Origin of the sequence: Pseudoalteromonas sp. SR41-1 (genome assembly GCF_014164015.1) — a bacterium.
Taxonomy (GTDB): domain Bacteria; phylum Pseudomonadota; class Gammaproteobacteria; order Enterobacterales; family Alteromonadaceae; genus Pseudoalteromonas; species Pseudoalteromonas distincta.
Map to the genome: position 1 here is coordinate 20,883 of NZ_JACJEK010000021.1, position 14,705 is coordinate 35,587.

At 38.6% G+C, this 14,705-nt stretch carries 15 protein-coding genes, 2 tRNA genes and 1 riboswitch; of the genes, 8 read left to right on the top strand and 9 right to left on the bottom strand.

Annotated features, from left to right (window positions below; translation table 11 throughout):
* Positions 1–31 precede the first annotated feature (31 nt).
* Together H5118_RS16760 and H5118_RS16765 are read left to right on the top strand one after the other, a co-directional pair.
* Complete coding sequence (locus H5118_RS16760; RefSeq protein ID WP_182749545.1) at positions 32–1,201, top strand: monodechloroaminopyrrolnitrin synthase PrnB family protein; 1,170 nt, start codon at positions 32–34, stop codon at positions 1,199–1,201.
* Between the two features lies 1 nt (position 1,202).
* Positions 1,203–2,327: an aminotransferase class V-fold PLP-dependent enzyme gene (locus H5118_RS16765; protein ID WP_182749546.1), complete on the top strand. Its 1,125-nt coding sequence runs from the start codon at positions 1,203–1,205 to the stop codon at positions 2,325–2,327.
* Here H5118_RS16765 and H5118_RS16770 read toward each other — a convergent pair.
* The 4 genes from H5118_RS16770 to H5118_RS16785 all read right to left on the bottom strand — a co-directional run bounded on the left by H5118_RS16770 (position 2,311) and on the right by H5118_RS16785 (position 3,884).
* A complete protein-coding gene (locus tag H5118_RS16770) occupies positions 2,311–2,799 on the bottom strand; it encodes an RNA-binding protein (protein ID WP_024597153.1) in 489 nt (162 codons plus the stop codon). The two genes, H5118_RS16765 and H5118_RS16770, sit on opposite strands and share 17 nt — an antisense overlap.
* Positions 2,800–3,289: 490 nt before the next feature.
* A tRNA-Ser gene (locus H5118_RS16775) sits at positions 3,290–3,382 on the bottom strand.
* 52 nt (positions 3,383–3,434) lie between these two features.
* Positions 3,435–3,525 (bottom strand) — tRNA-Ser (locus tag H5118_RS16780).
* Positions 3,526–3,743: 218 nt separating this feature from the next.
* Positions 3,744–3,884 (bottom strand): hypothetical protein, encoded by a 141-nt coding sequence (locus H5118_RS16785; RefSeq protein ID WP_164487637.1) that lies wholly within the window; start codon positions 3,882–3,884, stop codon positions 3,744–3,746.
* Positions 3,885–4,209: 325 nt separating this feature from the next.
* Here H5118_RS16785 and H5118_RS16790 point away from each other — a divergent pair, with 325 nt between their 5' ends.
* The gene (locus H5118_RS16790) at positions 4,210–5,079 is read left to right on the top strand and encodes a diacylglycerol kinase family protein (protein ID WP_182749547.1); all 870 of its coding nucleotides are present in this window, start codon (positions 4,210–4,212) and stop codon (positions 5,077–5,079) included.
* Between the two features lie 37 nt (positions 5,080–5,116).
* On the opposite strand, the gene H5118_RS16795 is transcribed toward H5118_RS16790, so the two are convergent.
* On the bottom strand, positions 5,117–6,046 hold the full coding sequence (locus H5118_RS16795; RefSeq protein WP_039488714.1) for a DMT family transporter: 930 nt from the start codon (positions 6,044–6,046) through the stop codon (positions 5,117–5,119).
* A 103-nt stretch (positions 6,047–6,149) separates the two neighbouring features.
* Between H5118_RS16795 and H5118_RS16800 the strand changes: the two genes are divergently transcribed.
* On the top strand, positions 6,150–7,592 hold the full coding sequence (locus H5118_RS16800) for a PLP-dependent aminotransferase family protein (RefSeq protein ID WP_182196311.1): 1,443 nt from the start codon (positions 6,150–6,152) through the stop codon (positions 7,590–7,592).
* Positions 7,593–7,830: 238 nt separating this feature from the next.
* Here H5118_RS16800 and H5118_RS16805 read toward each other — a convergent pair whose 3' ends face one another.
* Positions 7,831–8,625, bottom strand: a complete 795-nt coding sequence (locus H5118_RS16805) for a YggN family protein (protein ID WP_033030970.1) — start codon at positions 8,623–8,625, stop codon at positions 7,831–7,833.
* 387 nt (positions 8,626–9,012) lie between these two features.
* On the opposite strand from H5118_RS16805, the gene H5118_RS16810 reads away from it, so the two are divergent.
* Positions 9,013–9,198: a PA3496 family putative envelope integrity protein gene (locus H5118_RS16810; protein WP_007579801.1), complete on the top strand. Its 186-nt coding sequence runs from the start codon at positions 9,013–9,015 to the stop codon at positions 9,196–9,198.
* Positions 9,199–9,316: 118 nt separating this feature from the next.
* Here the strand turns inward: H5118_RS16810 and H5118_RS16815 are convergent, their stop codons facing one another.
* The 3 genes from H5118_RS16815 to H5118_RS16825 all read right to left on the bottom strand — a co-directional run bounded on the left by H5118_RS16815 (position 9,317) and on the right by H5118_RS16825 (position 10,888).
* Positions 9,317–9,814 carry a glutathione peroxidase gene (locus H5118_RS16815; protein WP_182749548.1) on the bottom strand — a complete coding sequence of 166 codons (498 nt, stop codon included), beginning with the start codon at positions 9,812–9,814 and terminating at the stop codon, positions 9,317–9,319.
* Between the two features lie 73 nt (positions 9,815–9,887).
* Positions 9,888–10,187, bottom strand: coding sequence for an AzlD domain-containing protein (locus tag H5118_RS16820; protein ID WP_024597147.1), 300 nt, complete (start codon positions 10,185–10,187; stop codon positions 9,888–9,890).
* Positions 10,184–10,888, bottom strand: a complete 705-nt coding sequence (locus tag H5118_RS16825; RefSeq protein WP_182749549.1) for an AzlC family ABC transporter permease — start codon at positions 10,886–10,888, stop codon at positions 10,184–10,186. The genes H5118_RS16820 and H5118_RS16825 overlap by 4 nt, the downstream gene beginning before the upstream one ends.
* 107 nt (positions 10,889–10,995) lie before the next feature.
* Between H5118_RS16825 and H5118_RS16830 the strand changes: the two genes are divergently transcribed.
* The 3 genes from H5118_RS16830 (at position 10,996) to H5118_RS16840 (ending at position 14,701) form a co-directional block, all read left to right on the top strand.
* Positions 10,996–11,652, top strand: a complete 657-nt coding sequence (locus H5118_RS16830) for a cytochrome b/b6 domain-containing protein (protein WP_182749550.1) — start codon at positions 10,996–10,998, stop codon at positions 11,650–11,652.
* An 88-nt stretch (positions 11,653–11,740) separates the two neighbouring features.
* Positions 11,741–11,828: riboswitch (cyclic di-GMP riboswitch) on the top strand.
* 96 nt (positions 11,829–11,924) lie between these two features.
* Positions 11,925–12,488, top strand: coding sequence for a chitin-binding protein (locus H5118_RS16835; protein WP_182749551.1), 564 nt, complete (start codon positions 11,925–11,927; stop codon positions 12,486–12,488).
* 137 nt (positions 12,489–12,625) lie between these two features.
* Positions 12,626–14,701 (top strand): S9 family peptidase, encoded by a 2,076-nt coding sequence (locus H5118_RS16840; protein ID WP_154903817.1) that lies wholly within the window; start codon positions 12,626–12,628, stop codon positions 14,699–14,701.
* Positions 14,702–14,705: the final 4 nt, after the last annotated feature.

Genomic DNA, 14,705 nt, shown 5'->3' on the forward strand with positions numbered 1-14,705 from the left:
CATTTAACTATAAAAATAATAGAGCACAACAATGAACACACATACCGCTATTTTCGATCACTGGATACGAACAGAGTTTGTCACTTTAAATAGTGAATTAGAGCAGCTTTATTGGCAGCAAACCGATAAAGCAAATGTAGAAGGGGTAGGCGAGGCCTTAAAGCAACAATTAGAAAAAGAAGGCAACGTATTAATTAGCAATTTATTAGCCGAGGGAAACACAGATCAAGGCTTTGATAGCGCTTTTGACTTACTCGGTAACGTAGGATTATTTATGGCAGCGTGTAGGCGCCATGAAATTACTGAGCCAAGCAGAGAAACCACTTCACCGCTAATAGAAGCCTCAGCGCTTGCTATGCATATAGGCGCATCTATTGGCGTAACCCCTCGTTTTGCTACCGCCCACTTAACTACTCATAACAAAGCACTTAACGGTATTTATAAACGATTTACCAATTTACCTGATGAAAAGCTGTTTCTTGATTATAACACTCAAGGCATTTTGGCCTACAAACGGGCAAGTGATGCATTATTAAAAATATTGCCGTTAGGTATTTCACATCCCTTGTGTGGTGAGTTATTAAAAGTAGCTAAACAAGCGCTTATAGATGTAATTGAGTCAAACAATGCACTTTATTCTGAGCTCGATACAGATCGCTTTTTTAACTGCGTTCGCCCTTATTATAAACCGTACCGTGTAGGTAAAGAGGTTTACAGAGGGGCAAATGCTGGTGACTTTGCAGGTATTAACGTGATTGATATGCTGTTAGGGCTGTGTAGTGCAAACGAGCCTAGTTACTCGCAAATGCTGGTGGATAAGTTTTTATATATGATGCCAGAGGATCAACAAATCCTGCGAGAAGCCATGCGTATGCAAAGCTTTATGGATGACTTTTTACAAGCAGAGCAATATAAAAATACAGATTGGTTTAAAAGCCACGCAACGTTATTTATCCAAGTGTGTAAATTACATGGCGACACCGCAGTCGGTCATCATAATCAACTGGTTGAAAAGTTTATTGCTCAGCCCTCAAAAAATATGCAACAGCAGCATATGAGCAAGGTAACAGCAAGTGGTCCGCCGCTTCATGTGTTACTTGATTCGCTCGAAAAATTAAGAGATAGGCGAGCCAGTGCCAAACGCGACGATATAAAAACACGTTTTGACGATCTAAATACACTTAAAGAATGGGTTAAATAGTATGCTTAAAAATGATTTTTGTATGGCCGATGGCTGTTATTTATTAAACCACTCGGTAGGGCGTCCTCTTAAAAGTACACAGCAATATTTAGCACAGCACTACTTTTTACCGTGGGAGAGCTCAAATAAAGAACCTTGGCAACAATGGCTGCCCGCAGTTGAGCAATTTACTACCGCGCTTGGTAAGTTATTTAATGCGCCTAGTTCGCAGTTTTGTCCTCAGGTTAATTTATCAAGTGGCTTAACAAAATTGCTTATGTCGCATCCACGGCTACAGCAAAAAAATTGTAAAGTGCTTATGGCGCAAAGTGATTTTCCGAGTATGGGTTTTGCAATGCAAAAAGCGTTGCCAAAGTGCGCGCAAATCATATTTATACCTGAGCACGAAAACCTAACTGATATTAGTGTTTGGCAGCGTTATATAACCGCCGACATCGATTTAGTTTTTATAAGTCATGTATATTCAAATACAGGTGTACAGGCGCCTGTGTACGATATTGTAGCTATAAGTAAATTTACCAATAGTTTATCAATAGTTGATGTTGCTCAGTCAGCGGGTGTTATACCGCTTGATTTAAGCGTGCTCGATGCGGACTTTATGATTGGCTCGAGCGTTAAATGGTTATGTGGTGGCCCAGGTGCAGCTTATTTATGGGTTAACAAAAATCAAATAGAGTATTGTGAGCCTAAAGATGTGGGTTGGTTTTCGCATCAAAATCCATTTGAGTTCGATATTAACCACTTTGAATATAACGCCAGTGCGCTCAAGTTTTGGGGTGGCACCCCTTCTGTAGCGCCTTATATTATTGCCGCAAATAGTATTACCTACTTTGCAGAGCTAACAGCTCACAAGGTAAGGGTGCATAACTTAGCGATGCTTACGCTTATTCATGAGCAACTAAGCGAATATGTTGTATCACCTATGAGTGGTGATAAATGCAGCGGGACTGTTATTTTGTTTTTTAACAAGCAGCAAGACCATGTACTTACAGAGCTTAATAAAGCGAAAGTCAGTGTAGATGCTCGCAAATTTGGAATACGAGTATCGCCACATATTTATAATACTCAAGAAGACGTTGCGCAATTTATTTCTATAGTAAAACGAGCGCTTAAGGGTTTTGGCTAAGCTGCTGCTTTCTTTGCTTTAATGACTCTATTTTTTGCTGCGTTTGACTAATTGATGCGTCGTAGGCTTGTTTTAATGAATTTGTTTTAGTTGCGATAGCATCAGCAATAGACGAAGCGCCTAAACGATTGGCCTTATCTTGGGTCATATAATCTATTTGTTGTTTTTTAGCTGCGTATTCTTTTTGGCTTTGTTCAATAGATAGCTCAAGGCGCTTTATTTCACGCTCTATTTGCTGAACCTCTAAGTAGTCATCAACAGAGGTATCGGTGATACCTTTACCGGGCGTAGAGCTTTTATATGCTTCAATTACATTTATATCTTTTAGAGTAATAACTTGTGCATCTTTAGCGCAAGGCGTTTGGCTAAAAGTAGGAACGCCCTTAATTACACACTTATACACTGTTGTACTTTGTGCCAAGGTAAAAAATGGTGCTGCCGCGCAAAATGATAGCAATATGAACCGGATCATAGCTAAACCTAAAAGTGGCTAAAGTTGTGTTAATAATGCCCTAAGTTATTACTAGGCACAATTTGTTTAGTTTTTATAAATTTTAGGCACAAAAAAACCACAATTAAGTGGTTTAAATTAAGTATGTTCCAGAGGGGGGTAGACTTGCTTACATCCATGTAATCAATCGCTGCGCGACGCTTGCAGCGGCCCAAAATGTTCCAGACATTTTGTCGAACCCTGTCGAGGGTTCTCACCCTCCCAATTTAGTATCAGTGTTAAATTTTGGGCACAAAAAAACCACAATTAAGTGGTTTAAATTAAGTATGGTCCAGAGGGAGGGATAGACTTGCTTACATCCATGTAATCAATCGCTGCGCGACGCTTGCAGCGGCCCAAAATGTTCCAGACATTTTGTCGAACCCTGTCGAGGGTTCTCACCCTCCCAATTTAGTATCGGTGTTAAATTTTAGGCACAAAAAAACCACAATCAAGTGGTTTAAATTAAGTATGGTGGAGAGGGAGGGATTCGAACCCTCGATAGAGCTACAAACTCTATACTCCCTTAGCAGGGGAGCTCCTTCGGCCACTCGGACACCTCTCCAACGCATAACCGTTTGTATTGATGGAAGTAAAGAAAGCCACCAATTAAAATATGGTGGAGAGATAGGGATTTGAACCCTAGATGGGCTATAAACCCATGCCGGTTTTCAAGACCGGTGCATTCGACCACTCTGCCATCTCTCCGTGACGCAGAATAATACTTAGGTGATACCGCTGTGTAAATAGCAAAATGACTGTTTGCCTAAAAAATATACGTAAATGAGGTTTTTTTTGTAAATAAGGGGAAATTAAGGCAATTTTTAATAAAATAAATAGGTTGCAGCAAACAATGGGAGCTAAATAAGTGACTTCATTTAGTGGTTGAGTGTTCGCTGCACCGAAAAATAATCATGGTTGGGTGATTATTTATATTGAGCTGCACCGCTAAGTGCTAGTCTTTTACCAATCGTGTTAAGTTTAGCTAACATTCTTGCTTTACGGTTAGTTGGTTTAACGGCTACTTGCGCTACTGCTGTTTGATTTAATGTATTAATTGGTTTCATTATTTTGCTCCGGTCGTATCTGTTGAAATCGCGTGCATTTTGCACGTTGTTTGATTAAAAATACAACGATAAAAATTGAGCCTGAGAGATTAGTTAAACTAATCTGAATTGATTTTATTAATATGCGATTCAGTAAGTTGCATTACTGTTTTTGCATAGCTATTTATATGACGGTTGGTTTTAACCCCTTTGATGTTGGGGTTTTTGGTTTTTTAATTTATTTTTATGCATTTTATACAATGTTTTTTGATTATTTATTCAGATTAAAAAAATTTAATTAAACGTTTGTTATCTCACTCTAAAATACATTGCTGGAAACAAAAGCTTGTCACTACTTATAATTATTAAACCAAGTATCAAAAAACAGAGCCAAAAATCATTGGCATGGCTTAAAAATATCTGTAAAAAACGCAGCTTTTCTTATTGTATATTTACTACAACGGGAAGCTTTGACGATGACTGCGCTCAAATAAGGTTGTTACTGAGTAAATTTCCCAAAGTAGTTGCACTAGGTGGCGATGGTACATTGAACTTGGCGGTCAATGCGCTAATAGGGAGCAGTTGTTCGTTAGCATTATTACCTTGCGGTACAGGTAACGATTTCTCCAGAGGGTTTAATTGCAAAGAAGATGGTTGGCGAAAGGCATTATTTAATACACCGACAGCAATTGATATAGGAAAAATTAATAGCCGCTATTTTATTAATATTGCAGGGGTAGGATTTGATGCTCATGTGATTAAAACTATTAACGATAAAGCTAATTTTTCATCTTTTGATTACAGTTGGACGAGCATTAAAGAGCTATTTTATTATCAAGCTCAGCAGTTACAAGGTACGTTTAATAACGATGCTCGGCAGTATCAAAATTTAATTACTGTATTTGCTAATCATAAGTACTTTGGTGGCGGGCTAAAAATAGCGCCAAAAGCAGATTTAACTGATGGCCAGCTTGAGTGTTATCAAATGCGATCGGGTGGGCTTTTTTATAATGTAATAAGCTTTATTAAGTTATTTTTTAAGCGTCATGAGTATATAAAAAACCTTACCTATAGTCGCTTAAATACAGCTTCAATAAATACTGAAGGGCTATTGATTGAAGCAGATGGTGAGCTGATAGGTAAAACTCCTGCAGTTGTTAGTGTGTATGGACAGGCCTTACTTTTTCATATGCCAATAAAAAAGCGCCTACAGTAAAGTAGGCGCTTTTGCGTTAGTTGCGTTAATAACGCGTCTAACTGGGGACGGAGCCACTTTTAGCTATTGCTCTATTAGCTAAAAAGGCGTTAATTCGTTTTGTTGGGGTAAGCACAATGGCGTTACCTAATAGCACTAAGCTAAACCCTGCAAAGGTATTTGCGTGCCATTCAAAGCCTTCAAAAAAGCTACTCAGTGTTACTGCCACTAATGGGAATAAAACAATAACGTAGCTGGCTTTTTCAGGGCCTATATTTTTTAGTAGTGCAAAGTAACAACCAAAAGCGATTACTGTGCCAAATATTGATAAATAAAGTAATGATAACCAGTAGCTAGTTGGGGCGTTTAAACTAAATTGCACATCGTTCATTAATACATATAAAGCTAAGCCTATAGCACTATATAACATGCCCCATGCATTGCCCTGCAATACGCCAATTTGCTTACGAGAATTACGAACGCTTACCATGTTGCCCAATGAAGCCACAAAGGTGCCACCAAGGGCAAGTAGTAACCCGACCAATGCACCGTTACTTAAGTCGAACTGCTGTAACTGTGGCCAAAACAGACACGTAATACCTAATACAGCGAGTGCGGCACCGGTATAAATTCGTTTTGAGATAGGTTTACCAAAAAATAGTCGAGTGTTAACTATGTTCATAACCAGCAATAGTGAAAAGGCGATAGAGGTCATAGCGGAGGTTAAGTAATTTTGTGCCCAGTAAAGCATTAAGTAATTTAAGGCAAAATTACAAATAGCCAACAAAGCAAAAAAGCCATGATCGATTAATGAAAAGCGCATATCCGGTTTTTTGTACGCTACATATAACCACATTAAAAGTGCTGCAATAGCAAAGCGATAAAATAACGATAGCTCTACCGCAATATCACCTAGCTGAAATTCGATGGCTAACCAAGTAGAACCCCAAATTAAAACGGTTGTAATGTATAGCGCTGCACTTTTCATGGTTACTCTCCAAAGCCCGATTGAATGGCTATTTTAAGACCTGTCTGTATACTTACCATATACAGAAAAGTAAAAATGTAACCTATACAGATTTGGATGCGTGATGATAAGACAAAAAAATAGCCAGGGGCATGAGTTTCTATATCAGCAAGTTATTCAGTTGATCAGAGATATGAGCGCCCAGCAGGTTTTACTTCCTGGCGAAAAACTTCCATCACTGCGTAAAATGGCAGATAACTTAAACATTAGTATTCCGACAGTGAAGCAAGCTTATCAAACACTTGAAGATCAGGGGTTAGTAGAGGCACGTGAAAAATCAGGGTATTTTTTAAAAGTCGTTAGCATGGCGCATAATTTACCTAAGCGAGTTAAATTAAGTCGCGAACCTGTTGTGGTAAATAAACAAGCCTTAATAGAGCAGGTATACAGCGCCATTCATCAAGCTAACGTAGTTCCTTTTGGTATCGCTAATCCAATTGCTGCTGCACCCACCGATAAAGCACTCGCCAGAAACATGCGCCGTGTAATGACAATTGCGGGCAGTAAAGCTATTAACTATGGACCAACAGATGGGTTTGTACCGCTGAAAAAGCAATTGGTGCATCGCTATTTAGATTTTGGTATTGGCATAAATATGGACGAGCTTGTGATCACCAATGGTGCGCAAGAAGCCATGGCTATTGCACTTAAGTGTGTGACAAAGCCAGGCGATGTAGTTGCCATTGAGACGCCTTGCTATCACGGGATTATCGAGTTAATAGAAAGCCTAGGGCTTAAAGCGCTCGAAATACCACTGTGCCCAGATAATGGTATTTGGTTAAGTGATTTGGAACGCGCTTTAAATGAGCATGATATAAAAGCGTGTTTATTCTCGACTGCAATTAGTAACCCTGTGGGCAGCTTTATGCCTGATACAAACAGACAGCAGCTGGTGGAGCTACTTGAAAGTCATGACGTAGTGCTTATTGAAGATGACGTATATGGCGATTTATATTTTACGGCAAAACGAGGCACACCTGCTTTAGCGTACTCTAAAAAAGGATTAGTGATTAGTTGCTCATCTTTTTCTAAAACGGCAGCGCCGAGCTATCGTGTAGGTTGGTTAGTTGCGGGTAAATTTGCAACGCAAGCAAGGCGATATAAAAGAGCACTAAGTTGCTCTGCTTCGTTAATAAACCAATGGACGTTATCTGAATTTATTGCCAGCGGCGAGTACGACCGAAATTTAAAAGTACTTAGGCAACGCTTGCGCGATAATAAAGAGCGTATGCGATGGTGCTTACAACAAGCTATGCCAAAAAACACACGTATAAGCGATCCAAAAGGAGGCTGCGTTATGTGGCTAGATTTAGGAGGCGAGTACGATAGCCAAACATTGTTTTTACTTGCGCTTGAGGTTGGTATTAGTATTACCCCTGGGCTTGTTTTTTCGGCCTCTAATAAATATAAAAGCTGCGTAAGATTAAGTTATGGTGTGCAATGGAACGCGCAAATTGAGCAAGCAATAGTTACATTGGGTAAGCTTACTTTATTAGCTAAAAAGTAATACCAATCTGCTTATATATGGGGTCTATTTAACGTTAAGAAAATTACGCTAGAACTAGGCAAAAGTTTTTGTATCGAGTTGTTCTAAATAAAAAATTTTTAACGACGTTATAGTGCAATTTAATTCGTTAAATTGCTCAAAGATTTATGCAGGTTGGTATAAGTTTGCGAAACACAAAAAAGCAGCATTTAAGTAAACTTAAGTGCTGCCAAAGGGATGTTAAATAACGTTTGCTGTACTAATTTTGTTTAAAGCTAAATAACTGGTAACCTTCAAGCTCAGGCACTTGCATTACTAATTGCTCTTCTTGTTTTGCAATATCAGCAAAGTTTCCACATAAAGAGTTGGCACGTTCTTCAAGTGCGCTTGCATGTAGCTCTACTTTTTCTTCTATTTGTGCACCCATATTTTCCATACGTTGTTCAAAGGCATCCATATCACCGCCTGAACCAAGTAACTCAGAACCTAAAGCTACTAAAATACTGCCCATTGATTGCATTACTGCTGATTCAACCGCTGTTTCTATCTGCTGCTCAAATTGTTGTTCAAAGTTTTCGCCAAATTGATTAAAACTTTGTTGGCCCATCACAAATGTACCTTGCTGGTAAAATGTGTTTTCTACTTCGATTTTAATGTCATCCATAAGCTCAGACATATTATCAAGACCGTCAATATTAAATGCATTGCCTACTTCTTCTAATGCTACTCCGGCAATTTTTACACCCTCAAGCGCTATATTAGCTACTTCAGGTAATTGAGTGCGTAAGCTATCAGAGTACTTGGTTAGCGCGTCGCGCTGCGAACTATTCAGCGCTACAAGTTCGCCATTTACGGTTAAGTCACCATGGGTATTAAACTGCATGGTTTTATTGTTGGCGGTAAAAATTTCCAATTCGTTTGGCTTAATGCGCACATCATTTTTAAATTCGACGTTACATTCATCATTACTAAATGAAATTGCAGAATCGTTATCGTTATGAGCCATAGCGGCTGGTGAACAAATTAATGCGCTAACTAATAGTAATTTTTTCATGTTTGTTCTCTACTTTTTGTTGATGACGATTAATTAATAACAAGTTTGATGCCAGTTTTATTTTTTAATATAAAACATATGCTTAACTGTTTTTGTTTGTTTTTTAGTAAATGAAATTAATTAATAAATAACTATTTTTTAGTCAAATTGGCTAACTAATAAAAATTAATAAATTTTATTTATCGATACGATAAAAAACTCTCACTTTCCTCAATTCAAATTTAGCGCTATTTATTCACATTACTGACATGAAGACTATTTACAGTAGTCACGTGGCTTTATTTTGATGTTAATTTGCACAGCATTTTGACGTTAAACATTTTAATTTTACCGACTATTGCGATAATAAAATCCTTGGTTGGTCTCAAACACTTTATGGAGTGGGTTGTGGGTAAGACATTTAGTTACGATGCGCTAGATGACGATTTTGTTGAAGACGAGTACGAAATGCTCGGCCGTAATCAACACGATAAGAACAAGCAAAAGGTTAAAAAGAAGTTGGAAGACTACCTTGAGCAAAAACGCTTGCGTAAAAATCTAGGCGAAGATGATTTAAGCGATTACACCGATTAAATTTCACTAGTATAAATAAAATACCAATTAATATTGAGAGTTTAAATGTGCAGTTATGCGTATGTTTAAGTTTCAGTAGTATTGGCAATAAAGAGGCCTTGCGCCTCTTTATTACTTTTTAAAGCGCATTTTTAGTTTGTGCCAAAGCTTTTTGAATTGTAAGTTCTAGCTTTTCTGGTTTAGTAAAAGGTGCATAACGTTTAATTGGCGTGCCATCTGCAGCAATTAAAAATTTAGTAAAATTCCACTTTATTTTACGTGTTAAAAAACCAGGTAAAGCCGATTTTAAAAAACGAAAGACTGGGTGAGCATGCTTACCGTTTACATCTACTTTGGCCGCCATTAAAAAACTCACACCAAAGTTAATTAAACATCCTTGCTCTATTTGTGTAGCGTCGCCGGGTTCTTGCTGACCAAATTGATTACACGGAAACCCTAAAATAACTAAACCTTGGCTGGCATATTTATTATGCAAAGCTTGCAGCGACTCGTATTGGTAGGTAAATCCACATTTACTTGCGGTATTAACAATAAGCACAACCTTACCTTCAAAATCACTAAAGTTAATAGGTTGACCCTGCAAGCTTGTTGCGCTTAATTGATGGAATTTGTGCATATTGGCGTCTTTTTTATTATTGTTATCGGTATTTTAACCTGAGTACAGTATTTCATAAAGTATAAAGAGCGCTCTAATTTAAAATCAGAAATAGCCCCATACCGGCAAGCGTTGTGTAATAAATATTATGTGTTTTATAGGCAACAATGATGGCGACTATCGCTGCGCTTAAATAAGGGTTTTGCCAGTCTAAGTTAATGCCATCTTCATTCAAAAACACGATAGGCACCCAAATTGCTGTAAGCACCGCAGGTGCGCTAAAGCTTAAAAATTGCTGCATTTTAGGACCTACTTTAAACGGTAAAGCGCGGTGTAAAAATAAATAACGCGTAAAAAATGTAATACACGCCATGAGTAAAATAGTTGTCATCATGGCGTTGCTTCCTTTTTAGCGGTTAGCCTTGCTGTGCTGTAACCTGCGGCCATTGCCAGCAGCGCTGAGCAAACAAGCCACAACTCAAATCCTGTACTTTTTAAAAGCGTTGCGCTAATACCAGCTACAATTACCGTAACGAGTGAGGCCAAATTTTTGATTCCCGGAATAACCAACGCGATAAACGTCGCGGCAATTGCAAAGTCGAGCCCTAAATTAGTTAGGTCGGGCAGCATTGTGCCCGCTACAATGCCAATTAACGTCCAAATATTCCATGCAATATAAAAGCTAAAACCAGCGCTTAATGCGTATATTAAGCGTGTTTTTGTTCTATATGCTCTTCGATGATGAGAAAACGCAAACAGCTCGTCGGTTAAAACAAAACTTACTGGTAAGCGCCAACGCATAGGTTGATCAATCACCTTATGACGCACGGCTAACCCGTATAAAAAATGCCGAGAGCTAATAATAAATGTTGTGAATAAAATTGTGAGCAATGGTGTGTTGCCCGCCATAAGTTCAATCGCAACAAGCTGTGCAGAGCCTGCAAATACTAATAACGACATTGCTTGGGTTTCAAAGGCGCTAAAACCATTTTGAATCGCTAAAGAGCCGCATAAAATACCCCAAGGAACAACGGCTAAACACAGTGGTAGCATATCTAAAAAGCCTTTTAAAATAGCTTTTTTAACTGGTTGCATGATATTTACTCTCACGGCTTGTAGAATGGCTCATAAGGATACCTTAATATTATGATGTTAAAGTAGTTAACAAATTAAATAATACTGTTTTTTTAAGGATAGGCACAATGACGACGTTAAAAGTGTGGGATGGGTTTATTAGATGCTTTCATTGGTTTTTGGTTGTAAGTATTGCAGTGCTTTATTTTAGTATTGAAGAGGGCATGATTGAGCTTCATTTTGTTGCTGGCTTTTTTACTTTAGCACTTATAGTAACACGTTTAATTTGGGGTGTTATTGGTAGTAAAACCGCGAGATTAAGTGGGTTACTGCATTCTCCTAGAGCTATTTTAAAGGCATTAAAATCACCAAGCGAATCGTTAGGCCATTCAGCACCCGGTAGCTGTATGGTGATAGTGTTTTTTATATTGATCATAACGCAACTTGTAAGTGGCTTAATGAGCAGTGATGGTATTTTAACTGACGGGCCGCTTGCTCAATATGTGTCTAGCGATACGATTGATTTTGCCAATTGGCTACATGAGCTGAATTTTGACATTTTACTTTATGCTATTGGCTTACATGTATTAGCTATTATTGTTTATAGAATAAAAGGCAAACCGCTGGTTAAGGCGATGATCACAGGCTCAAAAGAGTTAAAAGCGGATGACCCTGAGGCTAAAGTAACAAAAGCGTCTTGGCCTGCGTGGTTAATATTTATATCTTTATTGGTGTTGCTGGTATTTACGTGGGCGAAAGAGCCTTTAACTTATTTGTTTAGTTAAAAACACATTAAACCAACCTTAAAGGGTTGGTTTTTGTTTTTGGTTACATTCTTTTGTTTGATTGTTATGCGGGGTCGAATTATAATCGCCGCATTGCTGGCAAACTAGCCGAAAGGTTAGGACGCAAAGTTTCCGGTCTAAGTCTTTTTAAAAGCTATGGTAGCGGGACTACTGCATAACGTGTTGTTATGTATCACTTGCCCTCAGTGTATTTTTTGTGTATCCATAGTGTATGGATAAGATTTTGTAACTCTTAAGGTGTTGCCGTGTTTATGCATACGTCGTTGGCCTGTGGAAAGTGGTCAACAATAGGTTGCTTAAATCATCATACCCAATTATTTATTGGTGATGTGGTGAGTGTAACCTTTTACGACATGCAAGGAGAGCTGGTTAGTTTATCATTTGATTACAAGATCACCTCGCTTGAGCAAGGTGAGCCTCACGCATGGCCACGTTTAGTTGCCGAGCATATTAATGTGCATGTTCCTCTGGTTAGCGCAGGTAAAATGACCGAACAGGGTTTAATTGTAGCCTATAGAAATAATGAAATTTTTGCTTTGCAAAGCAGTGGTATATGTAAAGCACACGTCGGCTTTCATTGTATTGCAAAATGCGATGAGCGTGTTGTTAAGAACCTTGATACTTATGATTACGTGTACCCTGAAAATTGTGAAAACTATAATGCGGGTACAAAGGTATTGCAGCCAAAAACTGGGCATGTATATCAATGCAGGCCTTGGCCATTTAATGAGTTTTGCCGCACGAATGACGATAATAAGTCTATGTTCGAACCCGGTGTAGGGCAAAGCTGGGCTATGGCTTGGCAGCAAATATAAAGCTTAAATTATCTTCCCAAAGGTATAGCGGTTTTAGTAATGAAGCGTTTACCGTTTTAGCCCATCCAACTATTGGATGGGCTTTTTTATTTTTATGATAAACTGCAAATCACATTATTTTTTTAATTGGTTTTGTTGTGTCTCGTCCTGTCTACTCTTTAAGTTTATTACCTAATTTCCCGATTGCTAAACAGCAAGCCCATACATTAAGTACTCATAATAAGATACGTACCGATAATTACTATTGGATGCGTGATGACGATCGCCAGGATGAGCAAGTACTTGCGCATTTACATGCTGAAAATGCGTACTGCGATGAACAGTTAGCTGCTATGAAGCCACTACAAAATACACTTTTTGAAGAGTTAAAAGCACGCATTGTAAAAGATGATAATTCGGTACCCGTTAAAGACGGGAAATACTGGTATCACTCAGAAGTTCGTGGTGATGATGAATACTCGCGTCACTATAGAAGTACGAGCATAAAGGCCGATAATAAAGAGCTTTTACTCGATGTGAATGTCTTAGCTGAAGGATTTGAGTTTTTTGAGCTGGGCGAAGTCGCACTAAGTCCATGCGAGCAGCTTATGGCTTACTCTGAAGATACTGAAGGTCGTCGTATTTATAATGTTCGCTTTAAAAGCTTAGCGACCGGTGAAATGCTACCTGATGTACTTGAAAATACAGAAGGACAAGTTGTTTGGGCTAACGACAATAAAACTGTTTTTTATGTAAAAAAAGATTTAAAAACGCTATTAGGATACCAAGTATTTAGGCATGAGCTTGGCAGCGAGCAAAGCCAAGACGTAATGGTCTACGAAGAGCAAGACAGCAGCTTTTTTATGGGACTTGGTAAAAGCCGCGATGAAAGCTTAATTATTATTGATTTAGCATCGACAGAGACCAATGATACATGGGTGCTTGATGCTAATAAGCCCACTGGCGAATTTAAAGCATTAATGCCGCGTGAAGATGGCCACGAGTTTGACGTAGATAAGCTAGGTGACACATTTTATATTGTGACTAACTGGCAAGCTAAAAACTTTAGATTAATGACGGCAACAAACGAAACAATTGCAGATAAAACACAATGGGTTGAGCATACAGCTCACAGAGAGAATGTACTGCTTGAAGGTGTAGAGTTATTTAATGACTTTTTAGTATTGAGTGAACGCGAGCAAGGGCAAGCTCGATTTGTAGTTGTTAATAGGCAAGGGGATCGTATGGCACTTGAGTTTGCCGATCCTTGTTATTATGCTGCAATAGCAATGAACCCAGAGCCAGACACAGGCACTGCGCGTATTTATTACTCAAGTTTAACAACACCAGGTTCTTTATATGATGTTGATTTAGCAACTGGCGAAAAAACACTACTTAAACAGCAAAAAGTACTCGGTAGTTTTAATGCCGATGACTATCAGTCTGAGCGATTAATGGTAACTGCTCGCGACGGAGTTAAAGTACCCGTATCAGTTGTTTATCGAAAAGACAGCTTTAAAAAAGATGGCTCAAATCCGTTATTTCAATACGGTTATGGTGCGTATGGCTATACGATTGATCCAAGTTTTTCAAGTTCATCGCTGAGCTTGCTCGATCGTGGTTTTGTTTATGTAATAGCACATGTTCGAGGCTCTGAAATGCTAGGCCGCGAGTGGTACGAGCAAGGTAAAAAAGAGCATAAACAAAATAGCTTTAGTGACTTTATTGATGTGACAAAAGCGCTTGTTGCACAAGGCTATTGTGATAGCAGCAAGGTGTTTGCCTCAGGCGGCAGTGCTGGTGGTTTATTAATGGGGGCGGTTGTAAACCAAGCACCAGAGTTATATTGCGGTGTTGGCTGTCATGTACCATTTTTAGACGTATTAACCACGATGCTTGATGAAAGTATTCCGCTCACAACAAATGAATATGATGAATGGGGTAATCCAAATGAGCCTCAGTTTTATGATGTAATTGAAGCTTACTCGCCGTATGACAATATTCGCGCCCAAAACTATCCGAACATACTCGTTACTACCGGTCTTCATGACTCACAAGTGCAGTATTGGGAGCCTATGAAGTGGGTTGCAAAAATGCGTGAACTTAAGACTGATAGTAATATTTTAGTATTTAAAACCGATATGGATGCAGGGCACGGCGGTGCATCAGGTCGCTTTAAAAGTTTAGAGGAAAAAGCACTCGAAATGGCCTTTTTTATTGCTTTATTAAATTAACTGC